The following is a 23,479-nucleotide window of genomic DNA, read 5'->3' as shown; positions in this document are numbered from 1 at the left end:
CATCACTCGTATTGAAGATAGGCCGGAGCGGGTGCGCCCCCGGCATTGATCGGGCGGTAACCCGGGATGTTGCGGCGCACCGCGTCGAGCGGGCTGTTGCCCACCCGCGTGAGGCCGCCCAGCTCAAGCTGGAAGAAGAAGCCCGTGGTCTGGGTGGAGGCCGAGGTGGCGTAGCGCTGGATGGCGATGCGGCCGACCCAGCAGCAACCGTCGTACTCGAAGCCCGCCAGCCCTTCGACCAGCCGGTTTTCCAGCGTGGAGTAGTTGGCGCGCGCCAGCACCGACCAGTGCTTGCCGATCGGGAACTGGCCGCCCACGTCGTACTGCTGGAGCTGCTCGCGCAGATAGCGGTAGTTGATGTTGAGCGCCACGCCCGGCTCGGGGCGCCAGCGCACGGTGGCGGTCGAGCGGTAGGTCTGATGGGTCTGGGCGTCGACCTGCAGCAGCGCGTCGGCCGACAGGGTATTGCTCACGTCGCCGCCGACCAGCGCGATGTAGTCGGACTTGCTGGCGTTGGACAGCAGCTCGGTGCCCGAGCCCACGCGCCGGTCCGAGAAGTAGAAGCGCTGGCCGAGCGCGGCGCGGAAGCGTTCGAGCCCGGTCTCGGATTCGAGGAAGCGCGTGGTGACGGCGGTGGTCAGCTGGTTGGCATCCGACACCCGGTCGTAGCCCGAGTAGGCGTTCTCGGTGAACAGCTGGGCAAAGCTGATGTCGGCCAGCGCGGTGTCGAACATCGGCACGCCGGCCTGGTAGTGATAGGGCGTGCGCACATAGAACAGGCGCGGTTCCAGCGTCTGCACGAAGCCGCGGCCGAACAGCGTGGCATCGCGCTCGAAGATCAGGCCGCCGTCGACGCTGGCGGTCGGAATCGCGCGGCTGTAGCCGGGTTCGTAGATCGAGCCCGACGGAATGCTGGCGCGGTCGAGCGCATAGCTGGCGGTATTGAGTTGCAGCTTGGGCGTGAGGAAGGCGCCCGGCGCGAGGATCGGATAGCTCAGCGACGGAATCGCCACCACGCGGTTGCCGGTGACCATCGCGCCGGTCAGGTCGGGCCGGTCGATCGGATGGGTGAAGCGGGTGGCGTCGGCATCGAGATTGAGGTCGAAGCCGGCCACGTCGTAGCGCCACGCCTTGAAGCTGAGCTGCGGCTCGCGCTCGTAGGGGATGGCGACCGGATTGACCTTGTCCTGCAGCACCTGGAACTTCTGCTCGCGCAAGGTGGCGTTCCAGTTGCTGCCGTTCCAGCGCAGGCCGGCTTCCTGGGTGAGCTGACGGTTTGCCGCGCTCACGATGGAAGTCGAGAAGTCCGACAGATAGTTGTCGTCGGACACGCGCTGGTAATTCACGTAGCCGCTCAGGCCGCGCGCGACCTGCGACAGATCCTGGTTGTGGATCGAGCGCAGCAGCCAGCGCCGTTCGCCGGTCTGGCGGTCGTTGTCGATGACATTGCCGATCAGCACGCCGTTGTAGCTCTCGCCCAGATAGCGGAACTCGTTGCCCAGCTCCAGCCCGCGCTTGCTGAGCAGGCGCGGCGTGAGCGTGTAGTCGCGGTTGGGCGCGAGGTTGACGTAGTACGGCGTCGACAGCTCGATGCCGCGCGACGAGGTGTAGCCGAAGGTCGGCGCCAGAAAGCCCGACAGCCGCTCGTCGCCGACCGGAAAGCGCATCCACGGCGTGGCGAACAGCGGCAGCCCGCCGAACTCGACCACCGCATTGCGCGCCACGCCGTCCTGCGCCGCCTGGTCGATGTCGATCTCGGTGGCGCGCAGCACCCAGGCTTCGTTGTCGGGCGTGCAGGTGGTGTAGCGCACGCCCAGCAGGCGCACCAGATCGTCGCCGAGGAATTCGGTCAGGTCGGCGCTGCCGCGCGGCGGATCGATGCGCACGCCCTTGGCCGGGCCGGCCGGACGCGGCTCGAAGGTGAAATCGCCCTTGCCGAGCCGGCCGCTGTCGGTGTCCAGCTCGTAGAACGCGTGCGGCCCGCGATAGCTGTTGCCGCCGCGATAGAGCTGCACCGCGCCGTCGGCATCGAGCGTGTTGCGGATCTGGTCGAAGTCGATGCTGTCGGCGCGCAGCAGCGCGCTGCCGCGCCGCACCTCGGCCTGATTGGCCGCGTCGCCGGTCACGCGGGTGGCGCGCTCGGGCGTGCCCTCGACCCGGGCGCCTTGCAGATAGACCGGCAGCTGCTCGGGCGGCGTGGCCGTCAGCCGGTCGAAGCGCAGCCGGCGGTCGAGCCGCAGACCGCCGGGCTCGACGGTCTGGCCGGCGGGCGCGGTGTCGGCGCTGCCGGCGGCCGGCTCGGTCACGGGCGGCGCGGCGTCGGCAGCTTGCTGGGCGCACGCGGGCCAGGCGTGCAGGGCCGCACCGACCGCGAGCGCAAGCGCGGCCGGACGGGCGACGGGCAGAACGGCCAGGCGATGCAGGCGGGCGTGCAACAACACGGGAGACGGTGCGGGAGGCGAAGCAATGGCGGTTGGCGGGCAGACCGGGCAGCGCACCGGGCAGTCGCGCGAGCGTCCGGCCGGCCGATCCGCCGGGTCCGGAGGGCGCCCGTATTATAGGGACGGCCCCTCGCCGCCCGGCCGGGGCCCCATTCCAGCCCGATCGCCGCCCCTCATGACCTCCCCCGACGCTCCCGACGCCCGCCTGGCCGAACTGCGCGACTGGCTCGCGCCACTCGCCGCCGCCCACGGTTTCGACATCGCCACACTCGCGCCGGCCTCGGCCGATGCCAGCTTCCGGCGCTACTTCCGCGTGACCGGCGACGCCGGCCGCAGCTTCGTGGCCATGGACGCGCCGCCGCCGCAGGAAGACGTGCGCCCCTTTCTGCACGCCGCCGCCGAGTTCGCGCGTGCCGGCGCCCGCGTGCCGGCCGTGCATGCGCAGGACGCCGAACGCGGCTTTCTGCTGCTGGAGGACTTCGGCCACACGCCCTATCTGAATGTGCTCGACGCCAGCACCGCCAACGTGCTGTACGGCGCGGCGATCAAGGCGCTGGTCGGCTTCCAGGTCGGCGGTGCCGGCGCCGACTTTCCGGCCTATGACGAGGCGCTGCTGCGCCGCGAGCTGGAGCTGTTCCGCGAGTGGTACTGCGTCAAGCATCTCAAGCTCGACCTGACGCTCGGCGACTACAAGATGCTCGACAACGTGTTCGACGCGGTGGTGGCCAACAACCTGGCCCAGCCGCAGGTGCTGGTGCACCGCGACTACCACTCGCGCAACCTGATGGTCATCGAGGACAACTTCCCCGGCCCCGGCATCATCGATTTCCAGGATGCGGTCATCGGCCCGATCACCTACGACCTGGTCTCGCTGCTGCGCGATGCCTACATCGCCTGGGAGGAGCCGCAGCAGATGGACTGGGCGATCCGCTACTGGGAGCAGGCACGCGCCGCCGGCCTGCCGGTGAGCGAAGCCTTCGGCGACTTCTACCGCGACTTCGACTGGATGGGCCTGCAACGCGCGCTCAAGGTGCTGGGCATCTTTGCGCGGCTGGCCATCCGCGACGGCAAGACCGCCTATCTCGACGACATCCCGCGCGTGCTGGCCTATGCGCGCAAGGTGGCCGAGCGCTACATCTCGCTCAAGCATCTGATGGAGCTGTTCGACCGCATCGAGCAGCGCAAGCCGGTGATCGGCTACACCTTCTGAGCCGGCCGCGCATGAAAGCCATGATCCTCGCCGCCGGCCGCGGCGAACGCATGCGCCCGCTCACCGACGACTGCCCCAAGCCGCTGCTGCCGGTCGCCGGCCGGCCGCTGATCGCGCGGCAGATCGATGCGCTGCGGGCCGCCGGCATCACCGACATCGTCATCAACACCGCCTGGCGCGGCGAGCGGCTGGTGCAGGCGCTCGGCGACGGCGGCGCGCTCGGCGTGACCATCGCCTGGTCGCACGAGAGCGAGGCGCTGGAGACCGGCGGCGGCATCGCCACCGCGCTGCCGCTGCTCGGCGCAGAGCCCTTCATTGCCGTGTCGGGCGACGTGTTTGCCGACTACGACTACGCCGCGCTCGCGGCGCGCGCGCCGGCGCTGATCGGCGATCACAGCGATGTGCATCTGGTGCTGGTGCCGAATCCCGACTTCCATCCGGGCGGCGATTTCGCGCTGGGCGAAGGCGGGCGGCTGGCGCGGCGCGCGGCGGGCGCGGCGAGCTACACCTTCGGCAACATCGGGCTGTATCACCCGCGCCTGTTTGCCGGCCGGGCGCCCAACGTGCGCTTCAAGCTGCTGGAGCTTTACCTCGCCGCCATCGATGCCGGGCGCGCCGGGGCCGAGCTGTTCGAGGGCGCCTGGCACAACCTCGGCACGCCGGACCAGCTCGCGGCGCTCGACCGCGAACTCGCGGCGCGCGCGGCGGCCTGAATCCGCAGGCGCGCAAGCTCGCCATCGCCACCCGCACCGCCCACCCGCGCCGCGCCCGGCCAGTCCGCCGCCCGCGCCGCCTCACAAGGAAGCTCCATGTCCCAAGCAAGCAACGACAGCGACCACGGCATCTACCGCGCGCGGCGCGAGATGCTGGCCGAGCGCCTGCGGCTGGCCGGCGGCGGCGTCGCCCTGGTACCGACCGCGCCGGTGGCGATCCGCAGCCGCGACAGCGAATTCCCGTTCCGGCACGACAGCTACTTTCATTACCTCACCGGCTTTACCGAGCCCGAGGCGCTGCTCGCCATCGTCTGCGACGCGAGCGGCGTGCGCAGCCATCTGTTCTGCCGCGCGCGCGATCCGGAGCAGGAGGTCTGGACCGGCTGGCGCCTCGGCCCCGACGCCGCGCCCGCCGCGCTCGGCGTGGATGCCGCCGCGCCGATCGAGCGGCTCGACGCCGAGCTGCCCGGGCTGCTCGCCGACCGGCCGGCGGTGTGGCTCGGCTTTGGCCACAGCGCCGCGCTCGACGCCCGCGTGGCCGCCGCCTTCGAGCGCCTGCGCGAACGCGCGCGCAGCGGCGTGCAGCCGCCGGCCGCGCTGCGCGACCTGACGCCGCTGCTCGACGAAATGCGGCTGGTGAAGGACGCGCAGGAAATCGGCACGATGAAGCGCGCCATCGCCATCTCGGCCCATGCCCACATCCGCGCGATGCGCCACGCCCGCGCCGGCCAGCGCGAGTACGAACTCGAAGCCGAACTGCTGCATGAATTCCGCCGCCACGGCGCGCAATCGCCGGCCTACGGCTCCATCGTCGCCAGCGGCGCCAATGCCTGCGTGCTGCACTACGAGCGCAACGACGCGCGCATGGCGCCAGGCAGCCTGGTGCTGATCGACGCCGGCTGCGAACTCGACGGCTATGCGGCCGACATCACCCGCACCTTCCCGGTCGACGGCCGCTTCACGCCCGAGCAGCGCGCCGTCTATGAGGTGGTGCTCGCGGCCCAGGCCGCCGCCATCGACTGCGTGCTGCCCGGCCAGCCCTTCGACGCCGCGCACGACGCCGCCGTGCGCGTGCTGGCGCAGGGGCTGGTCGACCTGAAGCTGCTGGCCGGCAGCGTCGACGAGGTGATCGCCAGCGGCGCCTACAAGCGCTTCTACATGCACCGCACCGGCCACTGGCTCGGCCTGGATGTGCATGACGCCGGCGATTACCGCGAGCCGCTGGCGGCCACGCTCGGCAGCCCGGATGCGGCGGCGGAGCGGCCGTCGCGCCGGCTCAAGCCGGGCATGGTCGTCACCGTCGAGCCCGGGCTTTATCTGCGCGGCGACGATCTGCCGCCGGGCTTTCGCGACATCGGCATCCGCATCGAGGACGACGTGCTGGTCACGGTCGCCGAGGGCGAGGTGCTGAGCGAGGCGGCGCCGAAATCGGTCGCGGCCATCGAGACGCTGATGGCGGAGGCGCGGGCATGAGCGCGGACGACGGGCTTGCCGGCATGGCGGCGAATGACGCGCCGGCCGCGCGCGTCGACATCGCCATCCTCGGCGCCGGGCCGGTCGGCGCGGCCTGCGCGCTGCTGCTGGCGCGGGTCTGGCCCGATCCGGCGCGGCTGCTGGTGGTGGATGCGCGGCCGGCCGGCGCGGCCGCCGGCGATCCGCGTGCGCTGGCAGTGTCGGAAGGCTCGATGCAGCTGCTGGCGCGCATCGTCGATGCGGCGGCACTGGCCAGCGCGCCGATCGAGCAGGTGCATGTGTCGCAGCGCGGGCATTTCGGCCGCACGCTGCTGGCCGCGCGCGAGCTGGGCGTGGGCGCGCTCGGCCGGGTGGTGCGCTATCGCGAGCTGATCGCGCCGCTCGAAGCCGCGCTGGCCGCGAGCGGCGTGCGCGTCGCCCGGCCGGTTGCCGCGACGCCGGTCGCCACGCCCGGCGGCTGGCGCCTCGACCTGCCCGACGGCGCGGTCGAGGCGGCGCTGGTCGTGCATGCCGAGGGCGGCGTGTTCGAGCGCGGCGCGGCGGCCGGCGTCGCGCCAGCCACGCCCGCCACGCCCGCCACGCCCGCCGACGCCCGCGCCGCCGCGCCGGCCGGCACCGGCACCGCCGCGCGCGCCCTGCCCGTCCGCGAGCGCGACTACGGCCAGAGCGCCGTCATCTGCGAGGTCACGCCCGCCGCACCGCGCCACGGCTGGGCCTTCGAGCGCTTCACGCGCGGCGGCCCCATCGCGCTGCTGCCGGTCGACGACGGCCGGCGCATGTCGCTGGTCTGGTGCGCCGCGCCGGCCGAGGCCGAACGCATCGCCGCGCTCGACGATGCCGCCTTCCGCGCCGAGCTGGGTGCGGCCTTCGGCAGCCGGGTCGGCCGGTTTGCCGCCGCCGGGCCGCGCCATGTGTATGCGCTCGGCCAGGTCGCGCGCGATACCGGCGGGCCGCGCGAGGTGGCCATCGGCAATGCCGCGCAAATCCTGCATCCGGTCGCCGGCCAGGGCTTCAACCTGGGGCTGCGCGATGCCGCCGCGCTGGCCGAGGCGCTCGCCGCCGAACCCGCCGCCGCCTTCGATCCGGCTGCCGCGCTGGCCCGCTACCGCGCCGCGCGCCGGCGCGACCGCGACTTCGTGCTGCACGCCACCGACGCCCTCGCGCGCCTGTTCACGCTGCCGCTGCCGGGTGCCGGCCATGCCGCCGGCGCCGCCATCGCCGCGCTCGACCTGCTGCCGCCGTTGCGCCGGCCGGTGGCACGCGCGCTGATGTTCGGCCTGCGCTGACGCCGGCGGCGCCCGCGCCGACCCGGCGGACCGCCGGCCGGCACGGCGCGCCGAGGCGCCATCCACCCCGGCCGGACCACGTTTCAACGCGCGCTAAAATGCGCGCCTTTTCCGCGTCCCGGACCGGTGGCAGATCGCCCCCGCGCTCCTCTCAAGGCCACGCGGTTCCCGTCCCCGAACCGCGCTCCGCGCCCAAGCTGCCCCCGCCATTTCCATGACTTCCGGTGTCCGCATCGGTCCATTCGTGACCGCGAACAATGTGTTTGTCGCGCCCATGGCGGGCGTGACCGACCGGCCGTTCCGCGCCCTGTGCCGGCGCTTCGGCGCCGGGCACGCCGTGAGCGAGATGGCCGCGAGCAACCCCCGGCTGTGGGGCACCGAGAAGACCCAGCGCCGCCTCGACCACGCCGGCGAAGCCGCGCCGCGCGCGGTGCAGATCGCCGGCGGCGACCCGGCCATGCTGGCCGACGCCGCGCGCTACAACGTCGACCGCGGCGCCCAGATCATCGACATCAACATGGGCTGCCCGGCCAAGAAGGTCTGCAACGTGGCCGCCGGCTCGGCGCTGCTGCGCGACGAGGCGCTGGTCGCGCGCATCCTCGAAGCCGTGGTCGGCGCGGTGGACGTGCCGGTCACGCTCAAGACCCGCACCGGCTGGAGCCGCGACAGCCGCAATGCGCTCGCCGTCGCGCGCATCGCCGAGCAGTCGGGCATCGCGCTGCTCACGCTGCACGGCCGCACCCGCGCCGACCTGTACGAGGGCGAGGCCGAGTACGACAGCATCGCCGCCGTCAAGGCCGCCATCCGCATTCCGGTGGTCGCCAATGGCGACATAGACTCGCCCGAGAAGGCGGCCCGCGTGCTGGCCCACACCGGCGCCGACGCGGTGATGATCGGCCGCGCCGCGCAAGGCCGGCCCTGGCTGTTCCGCGAAATCGCGCATTTCCTCGCCACCGGCCGGCGCCTCGCGCCGCCGAGCATCGGCGAAGTGCGCGCGGCCCTGATCGAACACCTGCATGCGCACTACGCCTTCTACGGCGAGCTGACCGGCCTGCGCACCGCGCGCAAGCACATCGGCTGGTATGTGCGCGCGCTGCCCGGCGGCGAGCCGTTCCGGGCCCGGATGAACACGCTGGAATCCACGCAGGCCCAGGTGGCGGCCGTGGTCGATTACCTCGACTCGCTCGGCCCCGCCGATGCGCCGCTGCCCCAGGCCTCCTCACAACACCCCCTCCAACCACTGGCCGCATGACCCCCAGCCCGATCGAAGAGTGCATCGTCCTTGCGCTCGAAAAGTACTTCCAGGACCTCGATGGCGAATCGCCCAGCGCCGTGTACGACATGGTCATGCAGGCGGTCGAAAAACCCATGCTCGAAGTCGTGATGCGTCAGGCTGCGGGCAAGCAGTCGGTCGCCTCGGAGATGCTCGGCATCAACCGCAACACGCTGCGCAAGAAGCTGCAGCAATACGGCCTGCTCGAAGGCAAGTGAAGAAGAACGCCATGATCCAACGCGCACTCCTCTCGGTTTCCGACAAGACCGGCATCGCCGAACTCGCCCGCGAGCTCGCCGACCTCGGCGTCGAAATCCTCTCCACCGGCGGCACCGCCAAGCTGCTTGCAGGTCTGGGCATTCCGGTCGTCGAGGTCGCCGACCACACCGGCTTTCCGGAAATGCTCGACGGCCGCGTCAAGACGCTGCATCCCAAGATCCACGGCGGCATCCTGGCCCGGCGCGACCTGCCCGAGCACATGACCGCGCTGGAACAGCACGGCATCGGCCGCATCGACCTGCTGGTGGTCAATCTCTATCCGTTCCGCGAAGCCGTGGCCAAGGCCGATTGCAGCTTCGAGAACGCGATCGAGAACATCGACATCGGCGGCCCGACCATGCTGCGCTCGGCCGCCAAGAACCATCGCGACGTGGCGGTGGTGGTCGATCCGGCCGATTACGCCGTCGTCACCGCCGAGCTCAAGGCCTCGCGCGAAGTGAGCTACGCGACCAAGTTCCGGCTCGCCAAGAAGGTGTTCGCGCACACGGCGCAGTACGACGCCGCGATCACCAACTACCTCACGGCCATCGAATCCGAAGCGCCGCCGGCCGAGCTGGTGCCGGCGCGCGACGCCTATCCGCAGACCTTCAACCTGGCCTTCGAGAAGGTGCAGACGCTGCGCTACGGCGAGAACCCGCACCAGTCGGCCGCGTTCTACCGCGACCTGGCGCCGGCCGCCGGCGCGCTCGCCAACTATGTGCAGTTGCAGGGCAAGGAGCTGTCCTACAACAACCTCGCCGACGCCGATGCGGCCTGGGAATGCGTCAAGACCTTCCCGGCCAACGAACCGGCCTGCGTCATCATCAAGCACGCCAATCCCTGCGGCGTGGCCGTGGGCGCGACGCCGCTTGAGGCTTACTCCAAGGCGTTCAAGACCGACTCGACCTCGGCCTTCGGCGGGATCATCGCCTTCAACGTGCCGCTCGACGGCGCGGCGGCCGAGGTGGTGGCCAAGCAGTTCGTCGAAGTGCTGATCGCGCCCGGATTCACCGACGAGGCGCGCGCGGTGTTCGCCGCCAAGACCAATGTGCGCGTGCTCGAAATCGCGCTGCCGGCCGGCTTCGGCGTGGCCAGCCCGTTCGAGATCAAGCGCATCGGCGGCGGCCTGCTGGTGCAGTCGCCCGACGCCAAGAACGTGCAGGTCGAGGAACTGAAGATCGTCACCAAGGTGCAGCCGACGCCGGCGCAACTGGCCGACCTGATGTTTGCCTGGAAGGTGGCCAAGTTCGTCAAGAGCAACGCCATCGTGTTCTGCGCCGGCGGCATGACGCTGGGCGTCGGCGCCGGCCAGATGAGCCGGATCGACTCGGCGCGCATCGCCAGCATCAAGGCCGAGAACGCCGGGCTGACGCTGCAAGGCTCGGCGGTGGCGAGCGATGCCTTCTTCCCGTTCCGCGACGGGCTGGACGTGGTCTGCGATGCGGGCGCGACCTGCGTGATCCATCCGGGCGGCTCGATGCGCGATCAGGAAGTGATCGCGGCGGCGGATGAGCGCGGGATTGCGATGGTGCTGACGGGGACGCGGCACTTCCGGCATTGATCGCCGCCGGCTGAACGGCCGGCTTGGGGAAAAGGGCTGCGGCACTTCGGTGCCGCAGCCCTTTTTGCTTTTGCGCGCGGCGCTGGCGCCACGGCGGATCGGTACCGCACCCGGATTCCGGCCGCGAGCGGCAGCGCACCGCCCGGCCCGTGCCGGCGAGATGACGCATCGGCCTTCATCGCGCCACGTCTTGTCACCGCTGTATTGTTGTGTACATTTTGAATGTAACGAAAGCAACAAACCTGACAGTGGCAAGCGCGAGCTAGCGCCGATCACCATGCATTGCGATAGACAACAGGCTGGAATAACGATTGCTATTGCCACAGCTCCGGTAAATAAACTGTTGAATATAGCGTTACCGGATACGGAAACTCATTCGAACGAGTGAGTGCCTCCGTAGAAATTCGCAGGAATGAACACTGCCGTCGGGAATCACCTCGCTGGACCGGTCACCCTCGAACCGTCGATATCGACCGGCCATTTCGCATCCCCTTTCAGGAAAAGACATGCGCAGTTTCTCCATCAGCAAGCTTGTACTTGGCACTTCGATCGCAATGGCGGCCCTTTCAGCGATTCCGGCCTCCGCACAGTCGGTGACGATCAACGTGGCGGTCGCGGCCAATTTCGTCGATACGCTCAACAATCTCATCACCGCCTATGGCTCGGCGGGCTATACCTATTCGGGCGCGAATTTCACGATCACCTCGGGCGCCACGGCCACGCTGGCGTCGAACATCTCCACCGCGCTGAACGCCAGCAACCCCACGCCCTACGACCTGTTCTTCGCAGCCGACGACACCACGCCCGCCGCGCTCGACGCGAGCTACACGGCGGTCCAGACGCCCTGGTTCTATGCCCAGGGCAAGCTGGTGCTCTGGTCGAAGAACGGCCCCAACGTCACCAGCGGCCTGGGAACGATCACCGGCTACTCGGCCGGCCAGATCGCCATCGCCAACCCGAGCACCGCCCCCTACGGCAAGGCGGCGCAGGAGGTGCTGAGCCGGCTTCACAGCATCACCTATCCGGGCGGCAGCTACGACGCGAAGTTCACGCAGTACACCACCATCGGCACCACCTACACGGCAGTGAACACGAGCAGCCCCGGAGGCACCGCCAGCCTGGGTTTCGTCGCCAAGTCCCAGCTTTGCAACGGCACGAGCGGCGCCTACAAGACCGGGCTGGCCGGGACCTGGCACGAGTACTCGCCCACGACCACCGTCGGCGGCAACGATCACGAAAAGATCCTTCAGCACGCCGTCGCAATCACCGGCCGGCCGGGCGCCAATGCGAGCGCCGTCACCGACTTCTCGAATTTCGTCACGAGCACGGCCGGCAAGGCAATCATCGCCAACTGGTGCTACCTCACCACGCCCTGAGCGCGAAATGATCGATGTGGCATGAGCACTTCAGCGCTCATGCCGCATCCGGTTTCCGGGCAATGCTTGCCAAGAGCATTGCCCGGATTTCATTTGAAATTCAAGTAGCGCAATAAAAGATCATTCCGAACTCATTCAAGCCAGTCGATTCATCGCAATTCAAGGCCGTTCGATAAAGCGGCCGCATTCTTTTCTGCCGCACATATCAAGACAAACCATCCCGGCGACGCCGATTCCAGGCGATTGCACAAAACCGGGTTCATCGCCGTGCCGACGCCCGATCCACGCGATGGAACAAACCATGCTCTGCGCCCTTCACATATACGAACCTACATAACGCAACTGGAATCCAGCCATGCGCAAAGCCTCCGCACGCAGCAGCCATACCGTCTTCAGGAAACGCCAGCTCTGTCTCGCCATTTCGTCGCTGCTGTGCGCGCCGCTGGCGCTGGCGGCACCCACCGGTGCGCAGGTGACCGCCGGGCAGGCCGTCGTCGGGCAGGCCGGCAGCGTCACCACCGTCGACCAGTCGAGCCAGAAGGCCAGCATCAACTGGCAGGGCTTCAGCGTGGGCGCCGGCGAGACGGTCAACTTCCGTCAGCCGAATGCCTCGGCCATCACGCTGAACCGCGTGGTCGGCAACGAGAAGAGCGTGATCGACGGCGCGCTGAGCGCCAACGGCAAGGTCTTCCTCATCAACTCCAACGGGCTGCTGTTCAACCAGGGCAGCAGCGTGAACACGGCCGGTTTCGTGGCCAGCACGCTCAACCTGAGCGATGCCAATTTCCTGGCCGGCAAGTTCGTGTTCCAGGGCAGCGGCGCGGCCGGCTCGGTGGTCAACCAGGGCAGGCTCACGGCGAGCGACGGCGGCTTCGTGGCGCTGCTCGGCGGCAGCGTGTCGAACCAGGGCGCGATCGTGGCCAGCAAGGGCACGGTGGCGCTCGGCGCCGGTCAGCGCATCACGCTCAACTTCAGCGGCGATGCGCTGGTGAGCCTGAGCGTCGATCAGGGCGTGCTCGATGCGCTGGTGGAGAACCGCGACGCGATCCAGGCCGACGGCGGCCTGGTGATCCTGAGCGCCAAGGCGGCCAGCGGGCTGCTGAGCGCCCAGGTCAACAACACCGGCGTGGTGCGGGCGCAGACGGTCGGCGAGCTCAAGGGCCGCATCGTGGCCCAGGCCGACGGCGGCACCGCCAGCATCGGCGGCACGCTCGACGCGTCGGCGCCGGCGGGCGGCGACGGCGGCAGCATCGAGACCACCGGCCACGATGTGCGCATCGCCGACAGCGCGACGCTGACGACTGCCTCGGCCAGCGGCGCGGCCGGCCACTGGCGCATCGCCGCCGACGACCTCGCCGTGGGCGTGGACGGCAACCTGACCGGCGCGGCGCTCAGCCGCGCGCTGGCCAACGGCAATGTCGAGGTCGACTCGACTGCCGGCGACCTGACCGTGAACGAGGCGGTGAGCTGGAGCGCCAATACGCTCGGCCTGGGCGCGCCGCACAACCTGAAGATCAACAGCGTGATGTCGGCGAGCGGCAGCGCCGGCCTCGCGGTCAGCCACGGCAGCGGCAACGATGCGGACGGCGTGCCCTACGGCATCGTCACCGCCCAGGGCAGCAATGCCGACTTCACCGGCCGCATCGATTTCAGCGGCAGCGGCAAGCTGACCATCGACGGCATCGAGTACACGGTCATCGCCGACATGGCCGGGCTGGAGGCGGTCAAGACCGCGCTCGACGGCCATTACGTGCTCGGCGCCGACATCTCGGCCAACAGCTGGACCACGCCGATCGGCAGCGGCAGCGATGCCTTCAGCGGCAGCTTCGACGGGCTGGGCCATGCGGTGACGGGCTTGTGGGTCCAGACCGCGACCAGCCTGTTCGGCACCGTCGCGGCGGGCGCCACGGTGCGCAATGTGGCGCTGCCGTTCGTGTTCTCCGGCAACTGGGACGGCGGCGTGCCCGACGACCCGAGCCAGACCGCCGCCGGCCTGCTCGCCAACGTGAATCGCGGCAGCATCGTCAACAGCTTCACCGACGGCTATCTGCTGGTGAACGCGGAAGCGGTGGGCGGGCTGGTCGGCGTGAACTCGGGGCTGATCGCGCAGAGCTATTCGCAGAGCACGATCAAGATCTTCGGCGCCTATGGCGGCGGACTGGTCGGCCGCAACGAGGCTGGCGGCCGCATTGTCGACAGCTCGGCGCGCCAAGCCTCGAACAACCAGAACATTGCCGGCGGCTCGGACAGCATCAGCTACGTCGGCGGGCTGGTGGGCGTGAACGCCGGCAGCATCGAGCGCGCCTATGCAACCGAGCAGTTCTATATCGCCGGTAACGGTGGCTCGGATTCGAACGCAGTGGTCGGCGGTCTGGTCGGGCTCAACGAGGCGAGTGGCGTCATCGACTCGGCCTATGTCAGCCACGGCACGAGCGATGTCAACGGCTCCTTCGGCGGGCATCTGTCTGGCTTTGTCGGCGACAACGCCGGGACCATCAGCAACGCCTACTACGGCGCCGCGATGAGCGATTACTCCAACTGGCTGGCCGGCTTTGCGTGGCGCAACAGCGGCAGCATCAGCAACGCCTATGCGGTGGTCGGCACGCCGGCGACCTCGCTCACGCGCTACGGCTTCGTGGCCGAGAACACCGGCACGCTCAGCAACGTGTACTGGAGCGGCGCGGCCGCCGAGGGCTCGCCGGCCGTCATCGGCACCGAGGGCGCCAGCTGGCTCGACGCCAGCGCGGCCACCCGCCTGGCCAGCTATGCCGGCTTCGACAGCTCGGTCTGGGCGGCATCGGCGGCGGGCTATCCGCTGCTGCGCCAGTTCGCGGTCACGGTCGCCAGCGCGAGCGACGTGGAATACGGCAGCGACGCGGCCAGCGTGCTCGGCTCGCTGACCTTGCGCGGCGCGCAATGGGGCGACACCGGCGCCAGCCTCACGCTCGACAGCTCGGCCAATGCCGACGCCGGCCAGCACGCGGCCGCCAGCTGGCTCTCGTCGGCCAGCTACGACAACCTGGGCGGCAGCTTCCGCATCGTGCCCAGGACCGTGACCGTCACCGGCGCGGTCAGCGACAAGACCTATGACGGCACGACCGCCGGCGTGCTCAGCGGCGGCGGCAGCATCGTCGGGCTGGTCGGCAGCGAGACGCTCGGGCTCGACCTGATCTCGGCGACCTATGCCGACAAGAACGCCGGCAGCGGCAAGGACGTGACCCTCGCCTTCACCGTGACCGACGGCAGCAACGGCGGCAAGGCCAGCAACTACGCGGTCTCGACCCACGCCACCGCCGGCATCGACCGGCTGGCGGTCAGCGCCACCTTCAGCGCCAGCGACAAGACCTACGACGGCAATGCCGACGCCAGCGTGACCGCGCGGCTGCCCGGCGCAGCGGCCGGCGACAGCGTGACGCTCGGCTGGACCAGCGCGCAATTTGCCGACAAGAACGCCGGCCAGAACAAGACCGTGACGCTGGCCGGCCTGTCGCTCTCGGGCAGCGACGCGGCCAACTACGAGCTGCAATCGAGCGAGCTGCACACCACCGCCAGCATCGCCGCGCGCGCGGTCGATCTCTACGGCGTCAAGCCGGCCGACGGCACGACGACGATCGACGGCACCAGCCTTTATGTGCGCAACGCCGTGCCCGGCGAGGTGGTAACGCTCGGCGGGACGGCCAGCTACGCGGCGGCGGGTACCGGCGTGCAGGCCATCACCGGCACCGGCGGCCTGACCCTGGCCGATGCCAACTACACGCTGGCCGGCGCCAGCGGCCATGTGGTCGTCGGCAGCGCCGGCCTGGCGCTGGAGCGCGTGGCGAGCGGCTCGGCGACGATGAGCGTCGCGGGCAGCACCACGACCGTGACCCAGACCAGCGACAAGGCGGTCATCGACTGGCTGCGGCTGTCGATCGCCAGCGGCGAGACGCTGAACTTCGTGCAGCCGTCGGCCACGTCCATCGTGCTCAACCGCGTGACCGGCAACGAGCGCAGCGTGATCGAGGGCGCGCTCAATGCCAACGGCCGCGTGTTCATCCTCAACTCCAACGGCGTGCTGTTCGCGGCCGGCTCCAGCGTGAACGTGGCCGGGCTGGTCGCCAGCACCGGGCAGATTTCCGACGACGACTTTCTGGCCGGCCGCTACGTGTTTGCCAGCAGCGGCGCCAACAGCGTGATTTCCGAAGGCGACATCGTCATCGTCGATGGCGGCTTCGTCGCCTTGCAGGCGGCCGGCGGCGTGACGCAGACCGGCAGCGTCACGGCGCACGGCGGCAAGGCCGTGCTGGCATCGGCCGGCTCGCTCGCGCTCACGCTCGACGACGCCGATGTCGGCCTCGCCGGCTACACGCTGAGCGGGCTGACCGGCAGCACCGGCGTCGGCGGCCGGGTGGATGTGGCCTCGGCCGGCGGTGGCCTGCTCGAAGTGGCGGGCAGCAGCGTCGCGCTGGCCGACAACCTCGCGCTCGACACCGGCAGCGCCGGCACGCTGTCGCTCTCGCTGCCCAGCGTCGACATCGGCGCCGGCGGCAATGTCGGTGCCGGCTTCGTCACCGACAACCTCGCGCTGCGCAACCTCGCGATCAATGCCGCCGACGGCAAGCTCGCGGTCGACGCGCCGCTGGCCTGGTCGGCCGACACCCGGCTCACGCTTGGCGCCGCGACCGACATCGACCTGAACCAGCCCATCAACGCCAGCGGCAATGCGGCCGGCCTCGCCCTGACCTACGGCGCGGGCGGCGACTACCACGTCAACGCGCCGGTCACGCTGAGCGGCGCCGGCGCAAGCCTGAACATCAACGGCGCCGACTATGTGCTGGTGCACGACATGGCCCAGTTCGCCGCGCTCGACGACAGCGGAGTCGCCAACGGCCATTTCGCGCTGGCGCAGGACCTCGACGCGGCCGGCACGACCTACACCGGCGCGGTGGTGGACACGCTGACCGGCACCCTCGCCGGCCTGGGCCATGCGGTGTCCAATCTCACGATCGATCCGACCTACGTGTACGCCTCCAACATCGGCCTGATCGGCACGGCGGCGGGCAGCCCCGATGCCATCACCACGCTGCGCGACATCGGCGTGGTCAACGCCAGCATCGTCGATGGCTATTCGGAAGTGGGGGCGCTGGCCGGCCGCGCGAACTTCGCCGTCATCAGCCATGCGTGGTCGAGCGGCACCGTGGCGGGCGGTTCGGCCGTCGGCGGGCTGGTCGGCGTCACCTTCCGCAGCAACATCGTCGATTCCTACTCCGACGCGGCGGTCAACGGTTCGCCGCGCCAGACGGGCTACTCCGAAATCGGCGGGCTCGTCGGCAGCATCACCAAGACCGATGTGCTGCGCTCGCACGCCACCGGCGACGTGACCGTCATCCCCCAGCCCAGCACCGACGGCACCACCAGCATTCCCACCAACATCGGCGGCCTCATCGGGCGCATGACCGACGGCAGCATCATCGACTCGTGGGCCAGCGGCAACGTGACCGCGTCGAAGGCCAGCGTCTATGTGGGCGGGCTGGTCGGCGCGGCCAGCGCCTCGGTCAGCGCAACGTCGCCGCTCACGATCCGCGACAGTCATGCGAGCGGCAAGGTGGTGGGCGGCACCCAGGTGGGCGGGCTGATCGGCGCCGTGTCCACCTACGAGACCGGCAGCGTGGTCATCGGCAACGTCTGGGCCAGCGGCGACGTGACCGCGCATTACGACGGCGGCGGTTCAGGCGGCTACGCCGGCGGGCTGATCGGCACCGTGACCAACACCTTCGGCAGCCCGGAGACCACCAGCATCACCATCGACAACGTGCGGGCCTCGGGCAACGTGAGCTTCGACGGCGACTACGGCAGCTATATCGGCGGGCTGATCGGCAACCTCGGCTTCGGCACGCTGAGCAACGCGACCGCGACCGGCAATGTCACCGGCAGCAAGTACGACGGCGGAGTGGGCGGGCTGGTGGGCCAGAACAGCGGCCACATCATCAACGGCCTGGCGACCGGCGACGTGAGCGGCGCGAATTCGGTGGGCACGCTGGTCGGCTCCAATCTGGGGCCCGGCAACATCGAGCACAGCGAGAGCAGGGGCAAGTACAAGAGCGGCGACGGCAGCGATCCCAAGTCGGTCGGCAGCAACTACGGCAAGGTGGGCGCCGACGTCACCTATCACGACGCCGCCGCCGAAGCCGCCGCCCGCGCGGCAGAGGAAGCCGCCCGCGCCGCCGAGGAAGCCCGGCTCGCCGCCGAGGAAGCTGCCGCCCAGGCCGCCGCCGAAGCGGCCGCAGCAGCCGCAGCCGAAGCCGCCGCCCGCGCGGCCCAGGAAGCGGCCGCCCGCGCCGCGCAGGAAGCCGCCGCGCTGGCCGCCCAGCAGGCGGCCGACCGGGCCGCTGCCGCCGAGGCCGCTGCGCGCGCCGCCACCGAGGCTGCCGCCGCCGCCCGCCTGCAACAGCGCAGCGCTGCCGCCGCCAGCGAAGGCAGCCGCGCCAGCGCCGCCGTACAGCGCGAGACGCGCCAGCCCCAGCCCGCCACCGACGCCGGCCAGAGCGCGCGGCCGGCGCCCGTCGACGCCAGCATCAGCTACGGCCGCAACTTCTCGGCCCGCACCAAGCGGGTCGAGGTCAATGGCCAGGTGTTCGAAATCGACGCCGAGGACGAGGACGACAAGCCCAAGCGCTGATCCGCTCCCGCCCTGCGCCGCGCGGCGGCTGCGGTCGGCATGCCGGCTGCACCCGCCGCTGCGGCGGCGCCCTTCTCCTCCTTCTCCGCCCGCTCCATGAACCAGCACCGCTTCGCCCTGCGCGCCCTCGCCGCGCCCTTCGCCCTGTGCGCTCTCGCAACCCTGCCCGCCGCCGCGCGGGCCCAGGCCGCGCCGCCCGCCGTGCCCGCCTACGGCATCGGCGATGCCATCAAGGAATCGCAACCGCCGCGCCCGCCGGCACCGGCACGCGCGCCGGCGCCGGTCATCGTCGAGCCCGACCGGCGCCCGCTCGCCCTGCCCGCCGGCGAAACCCTGGCCGTGAAGGACTTCCGCCTCGAAGGCGTGCAATACCTGCCCGAGGCCGAACTGCTCGCGCTGCTGACGCCCTGGCGCAACCGCGAACTCGGCATGGCCGACATCGAGGCCGCCGCCGAGCGCATCACCGCGCGCTACCGCGAACGCGGCTATCTGGTGGCCTACGCCTATGTGCCGCGCCAGGACGCCAGCGCCGGCACGCTCACGCTGCGCATCGTGGTCGGCAAGCTCGGCCGCGTCGCGCTCGCCAACCGCAGCCCGGTGCGCGACAGCCTGGTCGACGCCGCCTTCGACCCGCTGCGCGCCGAAGGCACGGTGGCGCGCGCCACGCTGGAGCGCGCGATGCTGCTGGTCAGCGATCTGCCCGGCGCCGCGCTGCCCAAGGTCACGCTCGCGCCGGGCGCCGAGCCCGGCAGCTCCGACGTCGACGTGGACATCGACGCCGGCCGGCGCGTCACCGGCTATGTGCTCGGCGACAACCACGGCTCGCGCTACACCGGCCGGGCGCGCGCCAGCGCGGGCGTCGAGGTGGCCTCGCCGTTCGGGCTGGGCGACCGGTTCGGCATCAACGCGCTGGCCTCGCGCGCCGGCGGCCTGCTCAACGGCCGCGCCGCCTACAGCCTGCCGCTGAACGCCAACGGCCTGCGCGCCGAAGTGGCGGCCTCGAAGACCACCTACGAGCTGGGCGGCGACTACCGCGATCTCGACGCCTCGGGCAGCGCGCACGGCGCCGAAGCCACGCTCAGCTATCCGCTGCTGCGCAGCCGCGACCGCAACCTGAGCCTGAGCCTGGGCGCCGCCGCGCGCCGCATGCGCGACGACATCGCCGCCACCTCCACCGTCACGCCCAAGAAGGCCAATGCCGCGACGCTGGCCGCGCAGTACGAAGCCTGGGGCAGCCTCGGCGCGCTGCCGGCCTATGCCGGCCTCAACCTCGGCCTGACCGAAGGCCGGCTCGACATCACCGACGAAAGCCAGAAGGCGCTCAACCGCGCCGGCGCCGACACCACCGGCGGCTATGGCCGGCTCAATCTGGCGCTGACCGGCAACCTCGAACTGGGCGGCGGCTGGAGCGCCCTCGGCAACGCCAGCACCCAGAAGGCGCTGCGCGACAAGAACCTGGACCCGAGCGAGCAGATGGGCATCTCGGGCCCGAGCGGCGTGAAGGCCTATCGCGAATGGGTCAGCGGCGACAACGGCTATCTGCTCAATGCCGAGCTGCGCCGTGCGCTGCCGGCCGTGGGCGGGCTGGTGCATTCGGTCGGCGCCTTTGCCGATCTGGGCCGCGCCGCCCTGCAGAAGGCCGGCTACACCGCCACCACCAACGGCGTGCGGCTGGCCGATGTGGGCCTCGGCTATCAGCTGCGCTGGGAGTCGGTGCTGGCGCGGGTGCAACTGGCGCGCGCCGTCGGCCCCGAGCCGGCCACGCTCAAGAACGACAGCCGCACCCGGCTGCTGTTCCAGGCCGGGCTGGCGTTCTGACCCCGGCGCGACCTCAGCGCGCGCCGGCGGCCCAGTCGGCGTAGACCGCTGCCGCGTCCGGCTCCAGCCAGGGGCCGTCCACGCGGATGCCGAGCGGCGCCAGCATCTGCGCGCAGCCCGGTGCGATGGTGTCGATGCCCTGCGCCGCCATCGCCGCGCCGCTGCCGGCAAACACCACGCGCGCGACGCCGGCCCAGTACATCGTGCCCGAGCACATCGGGCAGGGCTCGCCGCTTGCGTACACGGTGGCGCCGCGCAGGGCCTCGGCGCCGAAGGCCGCGAGCGCGTCGCGCACGGCATTGGTCTCGGCATGACCGGTGCGGTCGCCGGGCACGGCGGGCGCGTTGCGCGCCGTGAGCGTGCGGCCGTCGGCGGTGACGAGCACCGCGCCGAAGGGCATGGCGCCGGCCGCAACGGCCGCGCGCGAGGCGCGGATGGCGTCGCGCAGATGCAGCGCATCGACCGGCGAGAGGCCGGCGCTCTTCGGGTCAGATTTCATCGATGCCAGTCGTGCGCGCATCGGCCGCCGGCCGGCTCTTGTCGGCCAGCGCGAAGCGGTCGCGCGTGGTCACGTAGAAGCTCGCGCCGAAGCGCCCGACCGGGAAGTAGTCCTGCAGGCTCACGCGCCATTTCTGCGTGTCGACCAGCCCGTCGCGCGCGCGCAGCGACAGCACGCGGCCAAAGAACACCAGCCGGCTCGGCGTCTCCAGCTTCTCGTGCAGCACGCATTCGAAGGCCACCGGCGCCTCGGCGACGCAGGGCGGCGCGACGCGCGTGGCCGGCACGGCGGTGAGCCCGACCTGCTCCAGCTCGTTGACGCCCTCGGGAAAGGCGTGGCCGCAGCCGTCCATGCGCTCGGCGATCGCCTCGTCGCAAAGATGCACGACGAATTCCCCATTCGCGAGGATGTTGGCCGCCGTGTGCTTCAGGCCGCCGTCGTGCTGGCGGTTGATGCTCACCATCACCGTCGGCGGGTCCTCGCCGAGCATGTTGAACATGCTGAACGGCGCGGCGTTCACGCGGCCGGCCGCGTCGACGGTGGTGATGAGCGCGATCGGCCGCGGCACGATCAGGCTGGCCATCAGCTTGTAGCGCTCGTAGACGCCCAGGGTGGTGAAGTCGATGTCCATGGCGGGCCTCATTGCGGCAGCGGCGTGTCGATGCCCTCGACCAGCCACTTGAGCGACCACAGCCCGGCCTCGGGCAGCACCGCGCCGGCGGCCACCACTTCCTTGCCGGTCTGGTCGCGGATCGGCCCGGCGAAGGGCAGGAGCCGGCCGTCGACGATTGCCTTGCGCTTGTCCTCGAAGGTCTTGGCGAGCGCGGGCGGCACCTCGGCGTTGAGCGGGCTCAGCTCGATCATTCCCTCCTTCATGCCCCACTTGGTGTCCTCGGGCGCCCACTTGCCGTCGAGCAGCTGCTGGATCTTGTGGCGGTAGTACACGCCCCAGTTCACGGTGTTGGCGCTCATGTGCGCGCGCTTGCCGTAGCGGCTCATGTCCGAGTCCTGGCCGAAGGCATGGATGCCCTTGGCCTCGGCCACCTGCACGGCGGCCGGCGAATCGGTGTTCTGGTACAGCACGTCGGCGCCCTGGGCCACCAGCGTCTCGGCCGCCTGGCGCTCAAGGCCCGGGTTGTACCAGCCGTTGACCCACACCACCTTCACCTTGATGGCCGGGTTCACGCTGCGCGCGCCGAGCGTGTAGGCGTCCAGATTGCGCAGCACCTCGGGGATGGGAATGGAGCCGATGTAGCCGAGCGTGTTGCTCTTGGTCTTGCTGCCGGCCAGCACGCCGAGCAGATAGGCGCCCTCGTAGAACCGGGTCTGATAGATGCCGACGTTGCTGGCCATCTTGTAGCCGGTCGCGTGCTCGAACTTCACGTTGGGAAACTGCTTCGCCACCTTGAGCGCCGGCTCCATGAAGCCGAACGAGGTGGTGAAGACGATCTTGCAGCCGTCCTGCGCGAACTGGCGGATGACGCGCTCGGCGTCGGAACTCTCGGGCACGTTCTCCACGTAGCGCGTGCGCACTCGGCCGGCAAAGGCCTTGTCGACCGACTGGCGCGCGAGGTCGTGCTGGTAGGTCCAGCCGCCATCGCCCACCGGGCCGGAATAGACGAAGCAGGCGTCGATCGGCGCATCGGCGGCGCGGGCCGCGAGCGGCGCGGCGGCCATCAACGCAATGGCGAGGCCGAGCTTGCGGAGGGAAGAAACGGGGCGATTCGGGGCGGGCATGGCGCAATCCTCGGAACGGTGCGTGGCTGGGTCGAGGCAGCCAGGCTCGCGGCTGCATTTTGTATACATGCAGTCGCCGTGCCAGCCTTTAATTCGGTTCAATTCATTGATTAAAAAGTGAAATTCTGATTTTGTGAAATGTATACATAGGTGCATCTGCGCACCGTGGCGGCACCTTGCGCGGCGATCGGGTGCGCCCGGCGAGGGTCGGGCCGCGTCAGGCCGGTGGCGCCGCCGGCACCCGCACCTGCCCTTCCAGCTCGCGCAGATGCGCCTCCATTTCCGCGACCGCGCCGGCCGCGTCGCCCAGCTCCATCAGCGTCACGATGCGTTCGTGCTCGCCGTGCTGGCAGCTGGCGTGAGCCGGTTCGTCACGCTCGTACAGCGCCACGATCAGCGAGCAGCGCGACATCAGCTGCTCGAGGAATCCGCGCAGCACGCGGTTGCCGGCCAGATCGGCCAGCGCCAGATGGAAGTCGCCGGCCAGCCGCACCCAGCGCGCGTGATTGCCCTCGGCCAGCGCGGCCTGCTCGGCGCGCAGGCGCTGGCGCAGCCGGTCGAAGTCGGCGCGCCCGGCGGCGGCGATGGCGAGCGGCAGGATCGCCGCCTCCACGCCGCGCCGCGCCTCGAAGATCTCGCGCGTTTCCTCGGGCGTGGGCGCCGCCACGCTGGCGCCGCGATTGGGCCGGATGTCGACCACATGGCTCTCGGCCAGCCGGCGCAGCGCCTGCCGCACGACGGTGCGGCTCACCGCGAACAGCTCGCACAACTCGGCCTCGGGCAGCTTGGTGCCGGGCGCGAGCCGCTGGTTGACGATGGCATCGAACAGCGCCGCCACCACCGCCTCGTCCATCGTCCCGCCCGCCGCGCCCGGCGCAGGCGCCAGGCCCGCGCGACGCGGCCTGAGCGCCGCAAGCGCCGGGCTGATGGTCATCGTTCGCGGAGCATCGCCACCCGAAGGCGCGGTGGCGGAAGACGCGGAAGCAGGCAATGCCGAGGGACGGGACGGAGCTTTCATGGCGGCCGAGCATAACCGCGCCCCGTGCTAGCTTCGCCCCCCGAAAGCGCGCGGAAACTGCCCGCCAGACAACGCCGCCAAAGCCCGCTCCGCCCCGGCACAAGACTCCGCCAGCCAGCCACCCGCATCCACCCGAAGGGCCGCAACGCGGCCCCATC

The 23,479-nt window shown here is 70.7% G+C and carries 15 protein-coding genes; 10 read left to right on the top strand and 5 right to left on the bottom strand.

The genetic code is table 11. The features are described 5' to 3' along the window. Positions 1-2: 2 nt before the first annotated feature. On the bottom strand, positions 3-2,306 hold the full coding sequence (locus tag B9P64_RS19135) for an LPS-assembly protein LptD (RefSeq protein ID WP_139826407.1): 2,304 nt from the start codon (positions 2,304-2,306) through the stop codon (positions 3-5). A 310-nt stretch (positions 2,307-2,616) separates the two neighbouring features. Here B9P64_RS19135 and B9P64_RS19130 point away from each other — a divergent pair, with 310 nt between their 5' ends. The 10 genes from B9P64_RS19130 (at position 2,617) to B9P64_RS19085 (ending at position 20,067) form a co-directional block, all read left to right on the top strand. Then, the gene (locus tag B9P64_RS19130) at positions 2,617-3,651 is read left to right on the top strand and encodes an aminoglycoside phosphotransferase family protein (RefSeq protein ID WP_085317775.1); all 1,035 of its coding nucleotides are present in this window, start codon (positions 2,617-2,619) and stop codon (positions 3,649-3,651) included. Between the two features lie 11 nt (positions 3,652-3,662). Next, positions 3,663-4,364, top strand: a complete 702-nt coding sequence (gene murU / locus B9P64_RS19125) for an N-acetylmuramate alpha-1-phosphate uridylyltransferase MurU (protein WP_085317774.1) — start codon at positions 3,663-3,665, stop codon at positions 4,362-4,364. A gap of 96 nt (positions 4,365-4,460) precedes the next feature. After that, positions 4,461-5,837 carry an aminopeptidase P N-terminal domain-containing protein gene (locus tag B9P64_RS19120; protein ID WP_085317773.1) on the top strand — a complete coding sequence of 459 codons (1,377 nt, stop codon included), beginning with the start codon at positions 4,461-4,463 and terminating at the stop codon, positions 5,835-5,837. A gap of 23 nt (positions 5,838-5,860) precedes the next feature. Then, positions 5,861-7,123: an FAD-dependent monooxygenase gene (locus tag B9P64_RS19115; protein WP_085317784.1), complete on the top strand. Its 1,263-nt coding sequence runs from the start codon at positions 5,861-5,863 to the stop codon at positions 7,121-7,123. Positions 7,124-7,337: 214 nt separating this feature from the next. Then, positions 7,338-8,375, top strand: a complete 1,038-nt coding sequence (gene dusB / locus B9P64_RS19110; RefSeq protein ID WP_085317772.1) for a tRNA dihydrouridine synthase DusB — start codon at positions 7,338-7,340, stop codon at positions 8,373-8,375. After that, positions 8,372-8,614: a Fis family transcriptional regulator gene (locus tag B9P64_RS19105; RefSeq protein ID WP_085317771.1), complete on the top strand. Its 243-nt coding sequence runs from the start codon at positions 8,372-8,374 to the stop codon at positions 8,612-8,614. Before dusB ends, B9P64_RS19105 begins: the two co-directional genes overlap by 4 nt. Positions 8,615-8,625: 11 nt before the next feature. Continuing rightward, positions 8,626-10,215, top strand: coding sequence for a bifunctional phosphoribosylaminoimidazolecarboxamide formyltransferase/IMP cyclohydrolase (gene purH, locus B9P64_RS19100; RefSeq protein WP_085317783.1), 1,590 nt, complete (start codon positions 8,626-8,628; stop codon positions 10,213-10,215). Positions 10,216-10,808: 593 nt separating this feature from the next. Then, complete coding sequence (modA, locus tag B9P64_RS19095; protein WP_176256897.1) at positions 10,809-11,591, top strand: molybdate ABC transporter substrate-binding protein; 783 nt, start codon at positions 10,809-10,811, stop codon at positions 11,589-11,591. A 355-nt stretch (positions 11,592-11,946) separates the two neighbouring features. Next, positions 11,947-18,249: a two-partner secretion domain-containing protein gene (locus B9P64_RS19090; RefSeq protein WP_085317769.1), complete on the top strand. Its 6,303-nt coding sequence runs from the start codon at positions 11,947-11,949 to the stop codon at positions 18,247-18,249. Between the two features lie 96 nt (positions 18,250-18,345). Beyond that, a complete protein-coding gene (locus tag B9P64_RS19085; RefSeq protein ID WP_176256896.1) occupies positions 18,346-20,067 on the top strand; it encodes a ShlB/FhaC/HecB family hemolysin secretion/activation protein in 1,722 nt (573 codons plus the stop codon). Positions 20,068-20,080: 13 nt separating this feature from the next. Here B9P64_RS19085 and B9P64_RS19080 read toward each other — a convergent pair whose 3' ends face one another. From B9P64_RS19080 to B9P64_RS19065, 4 genes are all read right to left on the bottom strand, one after another. Further along, the gene (locus tag B9P64_RS19080; RefSeq protein ID WP_085317767.1) at positions 20,081-20,566 is read right to left on the bottom strand and encodes a nucleoside deaminase; all 486 of its coding nucleotides are present in this window, start codon (positions 20,564-20,566) and stop codon (positions 20,081-20,083) included. After that, a complete protein-coding gene (locus B9P64_RS19075) occupies positions 20,556-21,197 on the bottom strand; it encodes a flavin reductase family protein (protein WP_085317766.1) in 642 nt (213 codons plus the stop codon). The genes B9P64_RS19080 and B9P64_RS19075 overlap by 11 nt, the downstream gene beginning before the upstream one ends. Before the next feature lie 8 nt (positions 21,198-21,205). Further along, positions 21,206-22,303 (bottom strand): BMP family ABC transporter substrate-binding protein, encoded by a 1,098-nt coding sequence (locus tag B9P64_RS19070; RefSeq protein WP_085317765.1) that lies wholly within the window; start codon positions 22,301-22,303, stop codon positions 21,206-21,208. A gap of 217 nt (positions 22,304-22,520) precedes the next feature. After that, a complete protein-coding gene (locus B9P64_RS19065) occupies positions 22,521-23,237 on the bottom strand; it encodes a GntR family transcriptional regulator (protein WP_085317764.1) in 717 nt (238 codons plus the stop codon). Positions 23,238-23,479: the final 242 nt, after the last annotated feature.

Source organism: Derxia lacustris (assembly GCF_002105195.1).
GTDB lineage: Bacteria > Pseudomonadota > Gammaproteobacteria > Burkholderiales > Burkholderiaceae_E > Derxia > Derxia lacustris.
Note: the sequence above shows the minus strand (reverse complement) of the source record. Positions and strands in the feature narration are given on the sequence as shown.